The organism is Chryseobacterium sp. P1-3, assembly GCF_000738495.1.
GTDB classification, from domain to species: Bacteria; Bacteroidota; Bacteroidia; order Flavobacteriales; family Weeksellaceae; genus Chryseobacterium; species Chryseobacterium gallinarum.
In genome coordinates, this window is record NZ_JPEQ01000004.1 from 414,710 (window position 1) to 433,398 (window position 18,689).

The window sequence follows — 18,689 nt, forward strand, 5'->3', positions numbered from 1 at the left end:
TTTTTAAGCACTTTAGAATTGATAAAATATAAAAAATATACTGACAGTCTCAAACATGAACTTACCTGTAAGATACTGACAAGAGGGTGGATGTTGTTTGTAGACTTCTATACTCTTACGGTGTGACGATGTGTTATTTCTTTATGATTTTGTGTTTAAAAGAAGTTCCGTCTTTCAGGACGATGTTCAAAAGGTAGACTCCCGGGCTGTACGCTGAAAAATCGATTTTGTTTTTTCCGGAATTCCCGGTCAGTTTTCTTCCGTCTATGCTGAAAATGGTTATTGAGGAAACTTCTTCTTTTGATGCTATATTCACAAAGTCAGAAGTAGGATTGGGATATATATTGATATCTATTGTTTTCACATCTTTTACGTGTAAAGAGGCATTGCTTTTTCCCTGCATATAGACGGACAGGTAAACCTCTCCCTGCTGTTGGTTAAAAACGGCGGCAGGAATTGTATGTTTTAACGTATGGTTTCCGGCGGTCATATTGGCTAAGGTAAAACTTCTTATAGGAACAGAATTGCCCGGGCACCAGTTGTTCCATGAGGTCCAGTTGTCAAAAGTCTTTGGAGCGGCTCCGTAGATTCCGTTTCCCTGGGTATTATAAACCCTGAATGGTTCACAGGAAATTCCTCCCGGAGTATAGGTCAGTACCTGCACATCATCTATGTAAGTGTAATTTTGTCTTCTGATATATTCTTCACCACCGGCATTCGCACCATGCGGAGTGGATATTATAAAGAAACGGGCATCGGTAACCGGAGCAGGAATATTAAACGTTACCAGCCTGACTGTTTCTCCGGTAACATCAGTGCTGTTGTAATTATTAAGTTTATTATAACTTAGCAGGGGAACCAGGTTGTTAAAATCTGTAGGGGTAGCTCCTGTGTCAGTTGAGAAAAAGGTAAGTGTTCCGGAAAAAACATCAATTCTTCCCGCGCATCCTGCCACCTGGCTTTGAGCTGCATACGGAACCCCGAATACATCCAGTTCCACATACAGGTCATAAGCGCTGCGTAATCCGGTATCGTGAAACACACTGTACAAATTACTGATGTCATAGGTGTATGGAACTTCCGACGGGGTACGGTTTTTATTCATAAAAGGAGTAATGTACCTGCCTATTTCGATTCTTTTTACATTAGGATCATTCAGGGTATAAGCAGATTGGTTTTTAGGAACCATGGCTAAAAAAACTTCTCCCAAGCGATCATAATTATCACATAAAGCACCTATGGTTACCCTCATGGCAATTTTTGCTTTAAAAGAGTCCAGTTCGGCATCTGTAAGTTTCCTTGCATATCTTGCATTGTTTAGCCTGATCAAACCATTAGGTACAGGGTTGGATACTGTAGCGGCATAACCGTCATAATAGACTGCATCCGAAATCACATTGGTCATGGTAGTTTGTGACAGAACAGTATTTACAATGAAAATGCTTATAAAAAATAGCCTTTTATACATATTGTGTGTATTTAGTGTAAATATATTAAATATGTATCAAAATTACCTTTAATTTATTTTATTTTTATATTTAAAGTATTTTTGTTATTAAGTGTTTAAAAATGCAGTTAATTGTGTAGGTTTTGATTTAAATTATTTTATGATTTAAATTAAATACATGTAAAATATTCTTTTATTAGCCGGATATCTATATTTATTATTAAATTAGCATGATATTCACGGCTAATGTTATTAATAATGAAAAGAATTTTACTTTTGTGTTTGTTTTTTGCAGTGATGGGGCTGAGGGCTCAGATCAACATCAATATCGGAAGCTCCGAAGTTGGTACTGCACCGGTAAGCAGCTTTTTTTCCTATTCTTATGTACAGCAGATTTATCCTAAACAGGAAATCAATGCCGGCACACCAGGGAGTATTACAGGTCTTACATTTTATATAGATCCTTCATCAACTATTACAGAGTCCTCAGACTGGACGGTTTATCTTGGTCATACTACAAAAATGGCTTTTGCCTCCGGTACAGACTGGATTCCGGTATCTCAGCTTACACAGGTATTTGCAGGAACAGTGACTAAAAGTAATAATAAAGTTCAGGTAAACTTTACAACCCCTTTTGCTTATAACAATATTGATAATTTAGTTATTGCAGCCAGAGAAAATGCATCTAATATTGATATTAATAACTTTGATGAAGCTTTCCATGTTTATTCACACCTTCCGAATTCAACACTGTATTACAAAGGAGATAGAGCCGTGGTAGATCCTGCTGCTCCACCTGGCGGAATAAGAGCGGGTTATAAATCTGCTGTTACCCTTTCAGGACTTACAGCAAATGCTACTCCCGCCTGTCCCTTTATTACGTATCCGGCCAATAATACACAGAATGTTGCCCTGTCTCCCGGTATAGCCTGGCTTCCTGTTTCCGGAGCTGATTCTTACAAAATTTCATTGGGAACCAATCCCGGAGGGACTGATATTCTTAATCAGCAGGTAGTATCCGGAAATAGCTTTTCACCTTCCACAGCCCTTGTGCCGGGGATGAGCTATTATCTGAAAATTACATCGGTTGCAGCCAATGTGACCTCTTCGGGTTGTTCTGAATTAACCTTTAAAACCGTTCCTCCCGTACCTGCAAATGATGCTTGCTCAGGGGCTTTTCTGGCTTCTGCATTTCCTTATACCTATACACAGGATGATGCTGTATCTGCAACGAACAATGCAGGAAATATAAGCGTTTGTTCAGTGTCCGGGAATACAGGGATGAATGATGGTACCTGGTTTAAGTTCACGGGAGATGGAAGTCAGTACACCATTACGGTTACAATGCCTTCAGGAAGTAGCTTTGATCCTGAGGTAGGTGTATACAGCGGTAGTTGCAGCAATTTATCTTGTGTAGACACCGTGGATAATGCCGGAGGAGGTGGTGCGGAAAATATAACGGTTACCACCACTGCAGGTGCTGAATATTTTGTGAATGTAGGTGCTTACGATGATACAACTGATGCTCCTGAAGGTACATTTACGATTACCATAACTAAAATTTAGACGTTTCATTGCTATTTCAGCCTTACTGCAAATTCAACATTATAAAAGTAGTTTGCAGCATTTTTTATGCTGATGATAAAGAAACACAGGCAAATAACAGAGGTTTGAAATTTATTTATTGACAAGAGATTCATGACTATAGGCTGAATACATTGTCAAACAGGGAATATTTAACAAACTTTAACTCAAAAATGGCATTGATTGTGTTGATTAATGCAAGTATTTATCAGAAATTTACCACCTATTTTAAATCAAGCTATGTCAGATACATATCAAGCTGAAGATATCCGCCAATTGACGGAAAAAGTAAAAGAAAAAAACTACTTATTTTCTCTTCTGAGACAGGAAATCAACAAAGTTATTATTGGGCAGGAGTATATGGTAGACCGCCTTTTGGTAGGACTTCTGGGAAACGGGCATGTTCTTCTGGAAGGAGTGCCCGGACTGGCTAAAACTTTAGCGATAAAAACGTTGGCAGATGCTGTTCATGGGGAATTTTCAAGAATCCAGTTTACACCGGATCTTCTTCCTGCAGACGTTGTGGGAACAATGATCTATAACATCAAAGACAATGATTTCTCTATAAAAAAAAGGGCCTGTATTTGCTAATTTTGTCCTTGCAGATGAGATCAACCGTGCTCCGGCAAAGGTTCAGTCTGCTCTTTTGGAAGTGATGCAGGAAAAGCAGGTGACAATAGGCGATGAAACGATGAAGCTTCCCAAACCATTTTTGGTATTGGCAACGCAGAACCCGATTGACCAGGAAGGAACTTACTTGCTACCTGAAGCGCAGAGTGACCGTTTTATGCTGAAATGTACCATAGATTATCCCGCCTTTGAAGATGAAAGACAGGTAATGAGGATGGTGTCTACCTCACATCAGCCGGAAGTAAAGCCCGTTATTTCACTTCAGGACATTGTAGATGCAAAAGAATTGATCAACCAGATTTACCTGGACGAGAAAATTGAGAAATATATCCTGGATATGGTTTTTGCAACACGTTATCCTGAAAATTACGGACTTTCCGATCTTAAAAACTATATCAGTTTTGGAGCGTCTCCGAGAGCATCAATTAATCTTGCCATTGCTTCAAGGGCATATGCTTTTCTTAAAGGAAGAGCCTTTGTAATTCCTGAAGATGTAAAAGCGTTGGCAAAAGATGTATTGAGGCATAGAATGGGTTTAACCTTTGAAGCAGAGGCCGAAGAAATTTCAACAGAAGAGATTATCAATAGAATATTAGCAAAAATTCAGGCACCATAATGAGTGAAGTTGTTATCAGAAAAGCGGTTCGGGAGGATTGCGCTTCCATGCTGAAGCTGATCAGGGAACTTGCGGAATATGAAAAAGCATTACATGAGGTCACTATAACACTGGAAGAATTTACAGAAGATGGATTCGGTGGATCGCCGGTCTGGGGAGCGTTTGTGGCAGAACTGGATAACGAAATTGTTGGGATTTCACTATATTATGACCGGTATTCAACCTGGAAGGGAAGAAGACTGTATCTGGAAGATCTGGTAGTCACGGAAAGAATGAGAGGAAGGCAGATCGGAAAACTTTTATTTGACGCCACTTTGGAATATGGAAAATCCAATCATTACAGTGGAATGGTATTCCAGGTATTGAACTGGAATGAGCCGGCGATCAACTTCTATAAAAAGTACAGTCCGAAATTTGATGACGAATGGCTGAATGTTTCCATTGAGCTTAAAAATGAAAAGTCAGAAACTATAAGTTAGAGCGGAGATATATCAGTTTAGATCTACAACCCGGGATTTATAAACCACATACCGGATCCGCAACTTAACATTCAGTATTAAATTTGAAATTTAAACTCATCTATGCAGATAAAAGATATTGTAAAAAAAGTAAAGCAGATAGAAATCCGTACCAGAAAAAAGACGGAGGCTGCTTTGATGGGACAATATCACAGTGCCTTTAAAGGGCAGGGAATGACTTTCTCTGAAGTACGCCCTTATCAGTTCGGAGACGAAATCCGGAGAATAGACTGGAATAAGACGGCGCGTTTCCGTGAACCGTTTGTAAAAGTAATGGAGGAGGAGAGAGAACTGACAATGATGATTCTTGTAGATATTTCTGCTTCGATGGATTATGGGACAAAAAACCAGCTGAAAAGAGAATATGTGGCTGAAATTGCTGCCAGTCTTGGATTTTCGGCGGCAGGAAATAACGATAAGGTAGGATTGATCCTGTTTGCCGATAAAGTGTATAAGGTGATACCACCTCAAAAAGGGAGGAAGCACATTCTTTCGATCATCAGTAATATTTTGACAGCAGATTATGTTCCGGCAGAATCCAAAATAGATAAGGCGCTGGAATATATGATGGGAATCTTTAAAAGAAAATCTCTGGTTTTCCTGTTTTCAGATTTTGAAGATGAATATGATTCCAAGATGCTGAGAGTTGCTTCCAAAAAACATCAGCTGCTGGGTATGAGGGTATATGATGAAAAAGATAATGAAATTCCTGATGTGGGATATATACGCTTGTACGATGCAGAAACAGGAAAACAAATATGGGCCAATACCTCCAGCGCCAGATGGAGATATACTTTTGCAGAAGCACAGAAACAAAAGCTGAGAGCATTGGAAGAAGATTTTGCAACCAGTTCGGCCAGTTTTATGAATGTAAATACAGGTACCGATTATTCAAAACTATTATATAATTATTTTCAAAAGAAGTAATCAAAAGGATTTATACTAATTGAAACTTAAATTGGGAAACAAAACGCAGGCATTGAGAAAAATACTTTTAATATTATCTTTTTTAATCTGTTCGAATGCTTTTTCACAGATATTATCTTCCAATATTGAGAAGAAAACAATTGCTTTAGGAGAAGTGAATCGTCTTGTGATAAAGATTGATAACCTTCATGAGCAGCAGGTGATTTCTGCCCCTAAAAATGAGTTGCTTCCGTTTCATTTTGAAGAAATCAAAGACAGCATCGGGCAAAATGCCAATACCTACGAAAGGAAAATAGAATTTGCGGTGTTTGAAGAAGGAAAATTTACTATTCCCGAACTGGAGTTTAAAGTAGATGGCAAAATCCTTAAGACAATCCCTTATGAGCTTGATGTTATTAACACTGCCCAGAAAGCAGATCAGATTAATGATATCATGAAAAACAAAGAGGTAAAACTTGATGTGAAAGATTATTGGGAGCTGTATAAATTCTATATTCTGGCTGCTATAGCCCTTATCGCTCTGATCATTGCCATTATCATGGTGGTGAAATGGGGCAAGAAATCAAAAAAATCCCCTGCTGTGGCAACTAATCAGACACTCAAGGAGTTGGATTCACTCAAAAAGAAACGGTATATTGAAGAAGGTAACTATCGCTCATTCTACGTTGAGCTGATTGATATTTCCAGAAAATTTATTACCCGACAGTATCGTCTTCCGGCAGATGTGCTTCTTACCGATGATCTTATAGAGGTAATGAAAAAGAATAATACGATTTCTCTGGATAATGAGAAAGTGGTGGAAGAAGTATTCCTGAGAGGGGATTTGGTAAAATTTGCCAAAACCTTTCCGGATCAGCAGACCATGGAAAAAGATTTTGCAGACATCAGGGAGTTTGTGAAAAAATCGTCAAAAGATTTAGAATTCGAAAACTTAAGAAAGGATGTTTAATTTTGAGTTTTACAGTCCATGGTTTTTATTGCTTTTCTTGCTGTTTATCCCCTTGCTTATTAAAGATGCAGGCAGACAGAAAAGAAAAGGGGTAAAGGTTCCCACGATTAAAAATATGGATCATGACGGAGGCATCCAGGTTGTTCTTTTTTTACTGAAGATCTCAAAATATATTATCCTTTCAGCATTGATCATTGCCATGGCCAGGCCAAGGACATTTACGGTTTCACAGGACAGAGACGACACGAAAGGAGTGGATATTATGCTGTCGATAGATGTTTCGCTGAGTATGCTGGCGAAAGATCTTAATCCGGACCGTATTACTGCGCTTAAAGATATTGCGATAAAGTTTGTTCAGAAACGTCCGAATGACAGGATCGGGGTGGTGGCTTATGCGGCTGAAGCCTTTACAAAAGTTCCTGTTACATCAGACCATCAGGTTGTGATAGATGAAATTAAAAATCTGAGTTCTGATGGGCTGGAGCCGGGAACCGCTATCGGGGAAGGCCTTTCCGTAGCCGTAAATCATCTGATTAAGAGCAAAGCCAAAAGTAAGGTGATCATCCTGATGACGGATGGGGTAAGTAATATTCAGAATGCCATTCCGCCCCAGATAGCTGCGGAACTGGCGAAAAATAACAATATCAGGGTATATGCAATTGGTATCGGGACCAATGGATATGCATTGATGCCTACTTCACAGGATATTTTTGGAGATCTTATCTTTACGGAAACAGAAGTGACGATTGATGAAAATACGTTGAGAGAAGTAGCGCAAACTACCGGAGGAAAGTATTTCAGGGCTACTTCAAACAGCAGTCTTGAAGAAATATATAATGAAATCAACCAGCTTGAAAAATCTGATGTAAAGGTATCCAAACTTTACAATTATGAAGAATATTTCAAAATCTTCCTTTGGATTGCCTTAGCGATGCTGGTTTTAGATGCATTATTAAGATGGGTGTTTTATAAAATTGTAAGCTGATGAGTTGGTCGTTAGGAAATTATTGGTATTTATTTTTACTGTTGCTTCTGCCGCTGTTAGCGTTTTTTCTGATCCGTTTTTTAAAATGGAGGCATAAAAGAAAGGAAATTTTTGCAGACAGCCAGTTTCATGATGATTTATTTGAAAAAAAGTCAGGATTTACAAAGTTTTTTCCGGCACTTTACCTATTGGGAACCTTATTTCTGATCTTTTCCATTATTGATCTTTTAAACGGTTCTGAAGAAGTGAAAAGCACCCAGAAGCTGAATAATGTGATCTTTATGCTGGATGTTTCCAATTCAATGAATGCGGAAGATATTGATCCGAGTCGTCTTGCAGAGGCTAAAAATCTGATGATAAGCACCATGCAGAAGATGAAAAATGATAAAATCGGAATCGTCATTTTTGCCGGACAGGCTACTTCAATAATGCCCCTGACGACGGATTATAATTCAGCTGAAACCTATATCAGCGGGATTGAAACCAATTCTATGCAGATCCAGGGTACGGATTTTCTAAAAGGTATGCAGGCTGCTGTAGAGAAATTTAAAAATGTAAGTAAAGGATCAAGAAAAGTCATTTTATTAAGTGACGGCGAAGATAATGAAGGGAATGATAATGCTGCCATAAGGCTCGCCAACAAAGAAGGAATCAGTATTACCTCCGTAGGAGTGGGTTCTGATGAAGGAGCACCGGTTCCGGAGTATGTTTTTGGACAGCTGATGGGATATAAAACCGATGTTAACGGTGGAACGGTGATCTCTAAAAGACAGACGGAAGCTTTGAGAAAAATGGCAGAATCTACGGGAGGAAGCTATATTGATGGAAATAATATCAATGAAGCTCCGGATAAAATTATTGATGCTGTTAACAGAAAGTCTTCCGGTGCTGAAACCCTGGTAAAATCACAGAATGCCAATCACTATTACCAATATTTTTTAGCTGTTTCTATTTTATTTTTCTTTTTAATTTATATTTTTAATCCTAAAAAAGATTTTAATGTGTAGTTTTCTTTATTGTTAATCGGTATTATAAGGCGGTACTTTAACCCAATTTTAACAAATAAAGCTCTGTTTATTAACATATAAAGGAATAATTTTGCAAGTAATGAATACTAAAATCATATTTTTGTCGTTTATTGTTGTCTTTTCTTTCTCAAACTTCTTGTTCGGGCAGGAAAATTATAGAACGCTGGTTCATGAAGGCAATCAAAAATTTGACGGTAAAGATTATGATGGAGCATCCTCAAAATATATGGAAGCGGTAAAGTCTAATGACAAAGATTTTACAGCCCATTACAATCTGGGGAATGCTTTGTATAAAAGTAAAAAATATGAAGAGGCCAAAGCTGAGTTTGAAAAGGCTCAACAGCTTTCACAAACTCTTCCGGATAAGGCAGCAGCTCTTCACAATCTGGGGAATACCTATATGCAGATGAATCAGCCCGAAAAAGCCGCAGACTATTATAAAAAGGCGCTGAAACAAGACCCATACAGTGAGGCAACCAGAAAAAATTATGAAATTGCCAAGCTGAAAGAAAAAGAGCAGCAGCAAAAAAAACAACAAAATAACTCAGGAAAAGGCGGCGGCGGTAGTGACCAGAATAAAGGTGATGATCAGAAAGGTGACCAGAAAGATCAGAAGGATCAGGGAAACGGTCAGCAGAACGAAGGAAAAAGTGACCAGGGAAATAATCCTCAGCAAAATCAGAATGAGGGAAAAATGCCGAAGAACCTTGAAAATGCAATCTTAGATAAAATCAACGAAAAAGAAAAAGAAACCGCCAGAAGGATTTTAAATAAAAATTCTTATTCGATGCCTCAGAGCAACGAGAAAGATTGGTGATGAAGAATAAACTGATTTACATATTGCTTACTCTGGCGTCCGTAATTGCTTACGGACAGGTAAATCTTAGTATGGAAGCTGATAAAAACGAATACGGAGGTAAAGATATTGTCAACCTTACGATTGTTTTAGAGCTTAACGGAACTGATCTTGAACAGCAGACAAAATTCCAGTTACCGGACCTTTCAAAATTTAATATTATCGGAAGCGGATCTTTTACCAATACCTTTATAGATCCCGCTACCAATACCCAGATTATCCAGAAAATATCCAGAATAGCCCTTGAACCGAAGAAAAAAGGTAAAATAAAAATAGGGTCAGTACTGGTTACGGTTAATAATAAAATTTATAAGACAGAACCTTTCGATGTTTCCATTAAGGATATTGCTGATAAAAGGTCACTGGCAGGCAATACTTCCAACGAAGTTTACCTGAATATGGAAATAGAAGACAGGGAAGTTTATCAGGACCAGCCTACCGTAGCTGTTTTAAAAGTTTATTCCAGAAGTATTGATAACCTTAGAAAGGTAAAGAACATCCGTCTTCCGCAGCAGGATAATATCAATGTACATCCTATCAATTTTAATAAATCTGAAATAGATCCCTCTGGTTATGGAAATATGGCTTCCCAGGTTTTGGCGATGTTTATGGTATTTCCCAATGAAGCAGGATATGTAGAAGTACCTTCCGTATCTGCATCGGTAAGCACTTATTCCAGTAAGAACAAAATTGTTTCCAATAAAGTAAAACTGAATGTTAAAAAGCTGCCGGAAGGAGCTCCCGATTATTTTAAAAACGCTGTAGGAAACTTCAAAGTAAATGTTTATAATGCTTCCAAAGAAAAAGCAGAAGCTAAAAAACCTTTAAACATTGTTATAAAAGTTTCGGGAGAAGGAAACCTTCCGGATATGGAGCTTCCGAAGATTGAGCCGTCTCCGGACTATGAGATTTTTACCCCAAAAATCACTTCCAGGGTTTCACCGGGAACTACAGGAATGAAAGGCGAGATTCTGGCCAGCTATGTGGTGATTCCTAAAAAGACCGGAACTATTTCTATCAGGACCGAAAAATTTGCTTTTTTTGACCCTGAAAACAAAGAATATGTAGATCTGGGTCAGAAAACACTGGCTCTGGATGCCCTTTCCCACGAACAGGTGATGGAGGCCCGCTCTACAGTGGAAAAAGTAAATGAATATACCAATAACCTTCTTGAAACGGTTAATACTCCTGTTTTAACCACCACTTCATTTAAAGTGAAAGAAAAAAGTAAATTCCACTGGAGTATTCTTTTAATTAATATAGGGATTCTTTTAGGCTTATTTGCTGTTTATCTGTTATTTAAGACTTGGCAAAAAAAACGAACATTAGTTAGAGAAACCGTACCTTCAAAATCTTTGGGTTCTGTGGCCGAAACAGAAAAAGAAATCAGGGAATTGCTGAAAACGGATATGAATGATTATTTCAGCTATCTTGAAAATCTTAAAGATAACGGGGAGTTTGAAAAGTTTTTTGTAACGCTGGAAGAACTTGACCACGAAGTAAGAAAAGAGTATTCCAAAGCTACTCCTGCCGAGTTTAAGGCTTTTCTGGAAAGCTATAAAGGTGCTTCGGTTGCAGAAGACTATGCAAAACTTCAGCAGAAAATCCAGATAGAAAAATATGCTCCTGTGAAATCCGATGAAGGAATTGAGGAACTTTTGAAAGCAATTGTTAATTTATATTCACAAATTAGCAAATAATCAGTTTATTTTCATATTTTTGCGAAATTTTTAATTACAAAGAGATGGAAATTTTTGATGGTTTCTCTTTTAAAGAGATTGTTACCAGTTTTATGGTTCTTTTTGCCGTTATCGATATTATCGGCTCGGTTCCTGTTATCGTAAGCCTTCAGCAGAAGTTCGGGCAGATTGAGGCCGGTAAGGCTGCCATTACTGCGGGAGCAATCATGATTGTATTTTTATTTGTAGGAAATAAAATCTTAAAGCTGATCGGCGTAGATGTTAATTCATTTGCCATTGCCGGAGCTTTTGTGATTTTTGTCATAGCGTTGGAAATGATTTTAGGAATTGAAATCAATAAAACCACGGAAGCAAAGGCCGCATCTATTGTTCCCATCGCGTTTCCTCTGGTAGCAGGCGCCGGAACTTTAACAACAGCCCTGTCTCTTAGAGCTGAATTTCATGATATTAATATTATTTGCGGAATTATTCTTAATACAATTTTCGTATATTTGGTGCTGAAATCAGCGAAATGGCTGGAAAGAAAAATAGGGGATGCTACTTTAATGATCCTTCAGAAAGTTTTCGGAATCATCCTACTAGCGATTTCAATTAAATTATTTACCGCAAACTTTGCCCAATTGGTGCAGAATTATATTAATTTTTAAGAGTCATGAAGAAGTTTTATAAAGTATTTTTAGTAATATTTATTGTATTCGTCGCCATCAACCTTTATGCTATCAACTGGCAGACTGATATCTTAGCCGATGAAGATAACCTGAAATTTGTATTCTCAGCAGCAGCAGGAATTATTGGCCTTATCCTTCTTTTTGTAATGGATGCATGGAGCAGGATAGGAGTGAAGAAATAACTAAGCAATTCAACTAGTCAATATAGCCTTTTTCATCATCTGGAAAAGGTTTTTTTATGCTATAAAGTGCCAAGGCTATGAAATTACAAGGTTTTTTAATATGGCTTCAGATTTGAGCTCAGTTTCAATCCATTCTTTTTCAGGATTGCTTTGAGCAGTAATTCCTCCTCCTACAAAAATGTGAATAGCATCTTTATAAAGTCTGGCACACCGGAGGTTAACAAAATACTGAATATTTTCTTCTGTTTCCACCTTAATATATCCGGCATAAAACTCACGCGGGAACTTCTCGTACAGTTCGATGCTTTTTTTGCAAAAGTCTTTAGGAATACCACACACAGCAGGAGTGGGGTGCAAATCCTGAATAAGGTTATCAAGATCTTCAGGTTTTATACTTGTTTTGAAATCTGTACGTAGATGCTTGATATTTCCGGAAATATGGTCATAGGTTTCCGATTGGTAGACATGGTCGGAATAATTCCTAAGAATATCCAGAATATAGGTGGTAACAGGTTTTTGTTCTTCAATTTCTTTTTCAGACCATTCTTCTGAAACGGGAAGGGTGCCGGCCAGAGCCATCGTTTCAAATTCGTGAGTTGTTTTATGAAACTTCCCCAAAACTTCGGAAAATGCTCCCATCCAGGCATTTTCTCCATCATTGAATACATATCTGAATGCATTTGGATACGAGGAACATACATTTTTAAAGCTTTCATTCAGATCAATCCCGTTAAAATTCCTGAAAATTTTTCTTCTGGAATAAACCAGTTTAGGAAGGCGGTTTTCTTTAATAACATTGATAACCTCCTGTAGGGTCCGGATATATTCGGTTTGAGTCTCCTCATTAAAATGATTTTCATCCTTCAGCAGATCGTTGGTCATAAGACCGGTTACCAGATTCTGTTCCGGTACATCAATAATTTTTCCCTCAAAATGAATCTGAGACAGTGTGTCAAAAGAGTGAAAACTTACGGATTGTACAGATGAATCTTGGTCTGTGGAATATAATTGTTCGTCGAATGGAAGTTTGAAATAAATCATTAGCTATGGATGGATTTTGAAAACCACTGTCCGGATATATAAAGGAAACTCCGGGTTGATTTTCCTTCTGCAAAGGTATTACTAGTCTTAAAAATGTCAAAATTAAATGGCCTTTTTTTAAGCATAAATTTTGAAATCAAGAGATTGAAAATAAAAAAAGACTCAAAAATTTGAGCCTTCTGTTTTATTCTTAGGATTTATTATCTGTTGATGATATTGTTGGTCATCGTTGTATGATTAATGAGAATTCCTTTTTCATCCCTGATTTCTATTTCAGAAACATGCATGGTTTTACCTTTCCTGATAAAGCGGGCAGTAGCCGTTACGATTCCGTCTTTTTTACTTCTAAGGTGATTGGAATTGATATTGGTACCTACACCATAGTATTTGTCTCCGTCGATAAAGATATTAGACAGGCTTGAACCTAATGTTTCCGCCAATACACAGCTTGCTCCTCCGTGCATAATCCCGAAAGGCTGATGGGTTCTTGGCAAAACGGGCATTGTAGCGGTAAGGGTTTCATTTTCGAGATCAATATCAATGAATTTTATTTCGAGGGTTTTTGCCAGGGTAACATCTCCCCAGTTATTAATAAATGCCAATATTTCTTCTTTTGTCTGACCTTTCATTTTTTTATAATTGATAAATGTTAATAACGTGTGCAGATTATTCCCCTGTACCCGTGATATTAGGATTCCAGTTGGCCGGAACCTTTGGAACGATATCATTTTTTATATAATAATCCTGGATCTCCTGCATTATCTCTGCAAAAGGAACTGAAGCTATTCTCTCATAAGGAATGGTATAACCCAGGTAGACGATTTTTCTTTTAAAGTCTCCTGCTGCCAGTACAATAGGAACTTTTGCCGCCAGCGCCATATGATAAAAACCTTTTCTCCACTTCGGAACCCAGCTTCTTGTCCCTTCAGGAGTGATAACAAGGCTGAAGTCTTCTTTAGCGAATTGATGAGCAACGAAGTTCACAAGGTCATTTTTCTGGCTTCTGTCGATGCCGATACCGCCAAGTCCTTTTACAATTCCACCGTACCATGCTTTGGTATGGGCATCTTTAATGATGATTTTCAGGGGTTTTTGTAGTGACCAATAAGCAAAGTTACCCAGAATGTATTCCATATTATGGGTATGAGGTGCTACCACGAGAATACATCTGTTCAGGTTGTTGACATCGCCCTGGAGAACGACTTTCCAGCCTAATAATTTTAACATCAGTTTGCCTATCAGCTTTTTCATAAATTTCAGGGGTTAAAAACAAAAAAGTATAACCAAATATTGGTTATACTTTACAAATATATTGAAATATTATTGCTCTTAAAACAAACCGTTAATTAAATCTACGATTTTCATTACGAATTCTAGTGCAAACTGTATCATAATAATGGTGTTTTTTGTTGATTGGTTATTAAATTTTTAACAGTACGAAATTAAAACAATTTTTTCACATAGAGAATTAAATAGTATGATTTCTTTCAGTTTCTGAGAGAAGAAGAGTGTGAATTTCAAACGGTTGCTTTCCATTCACACCTTCTGCCACTCTCTGAAGTTAATTATTTAGTCTGTATGGAAATTTCGTTTTTTCCGTCCTTGATTTTGATGTCCACATCTTTATTGATTTTCTTGATGTCGGATGCTACAGAATCAATTACTTTCTTAGCCTTATTATTAGGAACTTTTTTTACCATTGATAATAATACTGTCTCTGTCATTAGAGTCGTATTCTATGCTGGAGCCGTTTACAGTAATTTTATTTTTTTCGATCCTGATACCGTTATGGTTTTCCTCTTCGTTCTGATCTTCATCATCGATGCCATCTCCATTTAAATCCCCATTGAAATGAATCCCATTTTTCTTTAACGGAATTACCACCGCTTTTTGAGGAACTACAAGTTCATAATCTACCCTGTAATCTCTGAATCTTTGCTCATAAGGATATTTAAAATAGTTAGGAAGCAATACCTTATTGTTTACGATTTCTACCGGTACATTCAGCTGAATTGGATAGTTGTAGCCGTTTCCTTCTTTCCTGATGATCAGATAAGGGGTTTTGATATCAGCTTTTCTTGTTACATCCACAGAAATATAATCTTCTTCATACACTGATTTTTTATCAGAATAGATGTCATTATCGTAAGCTTTAAAACTTTGTGGGATGCTTACCTGTTTCACGTCTACATATACAGTGTCAGAAGTAGTGTTGATGGCTACATTTTCAATATCCTCTTTGTTGCCTTTATAGATCAGGTTTTTCTTGGCCATACTGATTCCGAAATAAGTTCCCAGTCCGATCAGAAGAAGGAATAACCCGCCAACTAACCAACCAAGATTTCTCAGTTTTGTTTTTGGAGAAAATATCTTAATGCTTAATAGGCTGAAAAGGATAGCAGGAATTAAACTTCCTATAATCATGATAGCAGCCAGTACTTTATCCAGACCGTTATCATCCATATAGAATCTGATCTGATTGGCTCCAGGAAAATCGGTATCCATCCCGAAAAGGGCAAATAATACAAATACTCCGATGATACTTCCTACTGCCATCAATACTGAGAATGCACCGATGATATATTTGAATACATTCCAGATTCCGCTTCCGGCATTGCTGATGTAAGGTTTGTTTTCGTTATATATTTCTCCGACCCTCTGAGTAGATTCATTGGCAAACTGCACCAATTTATTAGACTCATTCTTAAGATTGTCGAAGTTCATAGGCTTTCCCTGCATTTTCAGGAAATCAGATGCGGTTTGTGCTTTTGGCAGTACAAGCCACAGGATAAGATAGAGCAGTAAAATGACCAAAGCACTTCCGGCGGCCGGGATCATGATAAGGAAAACAACCACCCAGATAATTCTCATAGCAGTAATATCCATACCAATATACTGGGCTAATCCTGCGCAAACACCGGCGATTTTTTGTTTTTCCGGATCACGGAACAGTTGCTTTTTACCTGAATAGGCGCTATCTGCATTATTATTTTTACTTGTTGCTTTTTCAGAAAAATAGGCTTCTTCCTGTTCTTCGATCTTTTCAGGACTTCCGATCTGTGCGATCACTTTTTTCTACGTCGGTATCGTTGATTACTTCACGTTTTCCCAGAGAATCTCTGAAAATTTCCACCATTCTGATTTCTATGTCATGCATTACCTCATCTGCTTCGGAAGCGTCCAATGAGCTTCTCAGAGCGTTCAGGTAATCGCTGAGCTTTATATATGCGTGTTCTTCTATTGTAAAAGAAAAACCTGCGAGTCCTATTGAGAGTGTCTTGTTCATAGCTTTTTTTAATTTTGTTGAGTGATTTGGTTGACTGAGGCAGTCAGTTCATTCCATGTATTGAGAAGTTCATCCAGAAAAAGTTTTCCTTTTTCTGTGATCTGGTAATATTTTCTGGGTGGTCCTCCAGTGGATTCTTCCCATCGGTAAGAGAGAAATTCTCCATTTTTAAGTCTTGTGAGAAGGGGGTAGAGGGTGCCTTCCACTACATCCAGTTTTCCTTTTTTCAGTTCATCGATAAGGTCGGAAACATACATTTCGCGATGGTTGATGAGACTTAAAATACAGAATTCCAGAATTCCTTTTCGCATTTGCGCTTTGGTATTTTCAGTATTCATCTTTGATAAGTTTGTTAATTAGTTATATTTTCAGAGTAGCTCCTAGCTAGACGAGCTTATTCTGATTCTACATTACAAAGATATGTAAATAAAATGGTATTATGCAATACAAAGTAGTGTATTTTTTCAAAATAAAAATTTAAAATACTGATAATCAGAAAGATAATTTTTAGTTTAAATTATGGATTAATGACCGAATGCTCGAAAAAGATAAAAATAATGTGGAAATGGAGCGGGCTAGTTGTGGATTTTTGAAAATAAGAATAGTATATAAAATTCAAAAAGGTGAATTCCAATAGAGGTGAGGAACATATTTTGAAATCGGTAGCGGTATTCGTATTTTTGTCAGGAAGCATTACATAAAATAGAATTCATGTTTGCCACCGGGAAAATTCGGGTTGTTGCAGGATTTTTACTACAGAATATGCCGTAATCGCTAATAATGGGTTGGATGCAGTCTTTGAAAAGGAAGACTCATGAAGATCAGATAAAGGTAACAGTCAAAGAAAAGATCAATAATAAATGGATGACCAGAACAAAGGTATATCCGGCAGATCAATATAACAGAAAATAAAAAGTAAGATGAAGATTCAGAAAGAAATCGATTTTATCCTGGCAGTAGATGCTTTGAAAAATGTACAGCGAAGAAATTACAATGCGGATGATTCCCGGAGAGAAAATACAGCAGAACATTCCTGGCAGATCATCATCCTTGCCCAGATACTGTATCCGTATGCAAAAAACCGTGCAGACATTGACTTATTAAGGGTGATAAGAATGCTTTCTATTCATGATCTGGTAGAAATAGAAGCAGGAGATACTTTTCTGTTTGATGAAAAAGCAATGGCAGGAAAGTTTGAAAGAGAAAAAATATCTGCCCGGAAAATCTTCGGAATTCTGGACGAACCGCTACGAACGGAGTTTTTTAACTTGTGGCTGGAATTTGAAGAAGAGAAAACCCCGGATGCTATTTTTGCCTGTTCTATTGACAGGATCATGCCCTTTATTCTGAATTCCCATACTTCAGGTAAAAGCTGGACGGAAGCAGGTGTTACCGAAAGACAAATCAGGAATATGCTTGAAAATGCAATCACCAGGGCTTCGGATGAAATGGGAGAGGCTTTTGAATTGCTGTTAAGCAAAAATCTGGAAACAGAAAAAGTACTGAAATAGGACTTATCTATTATAAGATGATGAAGACTCGGGCGCCTTTGGCCTGCCCGAGTCTCTCTGGATTATTATAGTATTTGAATTGGTTTCTTGAATTCGTCAATAGCAACAAAAGTAAAATCCCCTACAATTGCTTTTTCTCTTTCGTAAGAATACATCTGTTCCGTAAAGATTTCAACATTTACTTTCATACTTGTTTTTCCAACGTGAGTTACCTTACCGATCAGTTCTACAATCGTTCCTGCAGGAATAGGCTTTTTAAAATCGATTTTATCGCTGCTTACGGTAACCACTCTTTTTCTGGCAAAACGGGTAGCGGTGATAAAAGCCACTTCATCCATCAGCTGCATAGCCGTACCTCCGAAAAGGGTATCATAATGATTGGTTGTGTTGGGGAAAACTGCCTTGAAGATTTTGGTCTCTGATGCTTCAATTCTTTCTTCTGTTGTCATATTTCATTATTAATTAAGGCGAAATGAAATCGGATTAAAACAACAGAATAATAACAGGAACAGATATATTCCTGAAAAAATCCATCAGATCAATCAACTTCAGATCGCGAAAGTTTCTTGTTTACAGAAATAGGCAGGTCTCCTGACTTGTAACATCTTTTATCCCCTTCCCATGCCTCGCATAGTGGATCTCTTGATAAAGACCTTAGTTACTTACAGTTGCGCGACAGTCCGTGATTTTCACACGGTTCCCTATTAATCTGCGGTTAGGCAGAACCCATTTCTTTGATGAATAAGCGGTAAAGCTTTTTC

General features: G+C 37.6%; 21 protein-coding genes, 1 pseudogene and 1 riboswitch. Of the genes and pseudogenes, 13 read left to right on the forward strand and 9 right to left on the reverse strand.

What is annotated here, in order from left to right; all coding sequences use genetic code 11:
• Positions 1-133 precede the first annotated feature (133 nt).
• On the reverse strand, positions 134-1,468 hold the full coding sequence (locus HX13_RS04670) for a peptide-N-glycosidase F-related protein (RefSeq protein ID WP_128572189.1): 1,335 nt from the start codon (positions 1,466-1,468) through the stop codon (positions 134-136).
• A gap of 237 nt (positions 1,469-1,705) precedes the next feature.
• Here HX13_RS04670 and HX13_RS04675 point away from each other — a divergent pair, with 237 nt between their 5' ends.
• The 11 genes and pseudogenes from HX13_RS04675 (at position 1,706) to HX13_RS04725 (ending at position 12,090) form a co-directional block, all read left to right on the forward strand.
• Complete coding sequence (locus HX13_RS04675; protein WP_128572190.1) at positions 1,706-3,013, forward strand: hypothetical protein; 1,308 nt, start codon at positions 1,706-1,708, stop codon at positions 3,011-3,013.
• Between the two features lie 258 nt (positions 3,014-3,271).
• Positions 3,272-4,277: pseudogene (locus HX13_RS04680) on the forward strand (AAA family ATPase).
• Entirely contained in the window at positions 4,277-4,756 is a 480-nt protein-coding gene (locus HX13_RS04685) for a GNAT family N-acetyltransferase (protein ID WP_050020096.1), read from the forward strand. Before HX13_RS04680 ends, HX13_RS04685 begins: the two are co-directional and overlap by 1 nt.
• 102 nt (positions 4,757-4,858) lie before the next feature.
• Positions 4,859-5,722 carry a DUF58 domain-containing protein gene (locus HX13_RS04690; RefSeq protein WP_050020097.1) on the forward strand — a complete coding sequence of 288 codons (864 nt, stop codon included), beginning with the start codon at positions 4,859-4,861 and terminating at the stop codon, positions 5,720-5,722.
• Between the two features lie 52 nt (positions 5,723-5,774).
• The gene (locus HX13_RS04695; RefSeq protein WP_050020465.1) at positions 5,775-6,671 is read left to right on the forward strand and encodes a BatD family protein; all 897 of its coding nucleotides are present in this window, start codon (positions 5,775-5,777) and stop codon (positions 6,669-6,671) included.
• Positions 6,664-7,656, forward strand: coding sequence for a VWA domain-containing protein (locus HX13_RS04700; RefSeq protein WP_050020098.1), 993 nt, complete (start codon positions 6,664-6,666; stop codon positions 7,654-7,656). Before HX13_RS04695 ends, HX13_RS04700 begins: the two co-directional genes overlap by 8 nt.
• The gene (locus HX13_RS04705; RefSeq protein ID WP_050020099.1) at positions 7,656-8,663 is read left to right on the forward strand and encodes a vWA domain-containing protein; all 1,008 of its coding nucleotides are present in this window, start codon (positions 7,656-7,658) and stop codon (positions 8,661-8,663) included. Before HX13_RS04700 ends, HX13_RS04705 begins: the two co-directional genes overlap by 1 nt.
• Positions 8,664-8,784: 121 nt before the next feature.
• Positions 8,785-9,501, forward strand: coding sequence for a tetratricopeptide repeat protein (locus HX13_RS04710; RefSeq protein ID WP_238555034.1), 717 nt, complete (start codon positions 8,785-8,787; stop codon positions 9,499-9,501).
• Positions 9,501-11,240: a BatD family protein gene (locus tag HX13_RS04715; protein WP_050020101.1), complete on the forward strand. Its 1,740-nt coding sequence runs from the start codon at positions 9,501-9,503 to the stop codon at positions 11,238-11,240. The genes HX13_RS04710 and HX13_RS04715 overlap by 1 nt, the downstream gene beginning before the upstream one ends.
• 44 nt (positions 11,241-11,284) lie before the next feature.
• On the forward strand, positions 11,285-11,887 hold the full coding sequence (locus HX13_RS04720) for a MarC family protein (protein WP_050020102.1): 603 nt from the start codon (positions 11,285-11,287) through the stop codon (positions 11,885-11,887).
• Between the two features lie 5 nt (positions 11,888-11,892).
• A complete protein-coding gene (locus HX13_RS04725; protein WP_050020103.1) occupies positions 11,893-12,090 on the forward strand; it encodes a hypothetical protein in 198 nt (65 codons plus the stop codon).
• A gap of 75 nt (positions 12,091-12,165) precedes the next feature.
• Here the strand turns inward: HX13_RS04725 and HX13_RS04730 are convergent, their stop codons facing one another.
• The 7 genes from HX13_RS04730 to HX13_RS04750 all read right to left on the reverse strand — a co-directional run bounded on the left by HX13_RS04730 (position 12,166) and on the right by HX13_RS04750 (position 16,755).
• Positions 12,166-13,131, reverse strand: a complete 966-nt coding sequence (locus tag HX13_RS04730) for a chorismate-binding protein (protein ID WP_050020105.1) — start codon at positions 13,129-13,131, stop codon at positions 12,166-12,168.
• Positions 13,132-13,331: 200 nt separating this feature from the next.
• On the reverse strand, positions 13,332-13,760 hold the full coding sequence (locus HX13_RS04735; RefSeq protein WP_050020106.1) for a PaaI family thioesterase: 429 nt from the start codon (positions 13,758-13,760) through the stop codon (positions 13,332-13,334).
• 37 nt (positions 13,761-13,797) lie between these two features.
• On the reverse strand, positions 13,798-14,382 hold the full coding sequence (locus HX13_RS04740; protein ID WP_050020107.1) for a 1-acyl-sn-glycerol-3-phosphate acyltransferase: 585 nt from the start codon (positions 14,380-14,382) through the stop codon (positions 13,798-13,800).
• 314 nt (positions 14,383-14,696) lie between these two features.
• Entirely contained in the window at positions 14,697-14,831 is a 135-nt protein-coding gene (locus HX13_RS25330; RefSeq protein WP_262483486.1) for a hypothetical protein, read from the reverse strand.
• Positions 14,812-16,200, reverse strand: coding sequence for a PspC domain-containing protein (locus tag HX13_RS04745; protein WP_238555035.1), 1,389 nt, complete (start codon positions 16,198-16,200; stop codon positions 14,812-14,814). Before HX13_RS04745 ends, HX13_RS25330 begins: the two co-directional genes overlap by 20 nt.
• Positions 16,175-16,417: a hypothetical protein gene (locus tag HX13_RS23420; RefSeq protein ID WP_238555036.1), complete on the reverse strand. Its 243-nt coding sequence runs from the start codon at positions 16,415-16,417 to the stop codon at positions 16,175-16,177. The genes HX13_RS04745 and HX13_RS23420 overlap by 26 nt, the downstream gene beginning before the upstream one ends.
• An 8-nt stretch (positions 16,418-16,425) precedes the next feature.
• Entirely contained in the window at positions 16,426-16,755 is a 330-nt protein-coding gene (locus HX13_RS04750; RefSeq protein ID WP_050020108.1) for a PadR family transcriptional regulator, read from the reverse strand.
• Between the two features lie 451 nt (positions 16,756-17,206).
• Between HX13_RS04750 and HX13_RS25335 the strand changes: the two genes are divergently transcribed.
• Both HX13_RS25335 and HX13_RS04755 read left to right on the forward strand, forming a co-directional pair.
• Positions 17,207-17,329, forward strand: a complete 123-nt coding sequence (locus tag HX13_RS25335; RefSeq protein WP_262483487.1) for a hypothetical protein — start codon at positions 17,207-17,209, stop codon at positions 17,327-17,329.
• 8 nt (positions 17,330-17,337) lie between these two features.
• Positions 17,338-17,928, forward strand: a complete 591-nt coding sequence (locus tag HX13_RS04755; protein ID WP_050020109.1) for an HD domain-containing protein — start codon at positions 17,338-17,340, stop codon at positions 17,926-17,928.
• Positions 17,929-17,993: 65 nt separating this feature from the next.
• On the opposite strand, the gene HX13_RS04760 is transcribed toward HX13_RS04755, so the two are convergent.
• On the reverse strand, positions 17,994-18,377 hold the full coding sequence (locus tag HX13_RS04760) for an acyl-CoA thioesterase (protein ID WP_050020110.1): 384 nt from the start codon (positions 18,375-18,377) through the stop codon (positions 17,994-17,996).
• Between the two features lie 114 nt (positions 18,378-18,491).
• Positions 18,492-18,673: riboswitch (cobalamin riboswitch) on the reverse strand.
• Between the last annotated feature and the right edge of the window lie 16 nt (positions 18,674-18,689).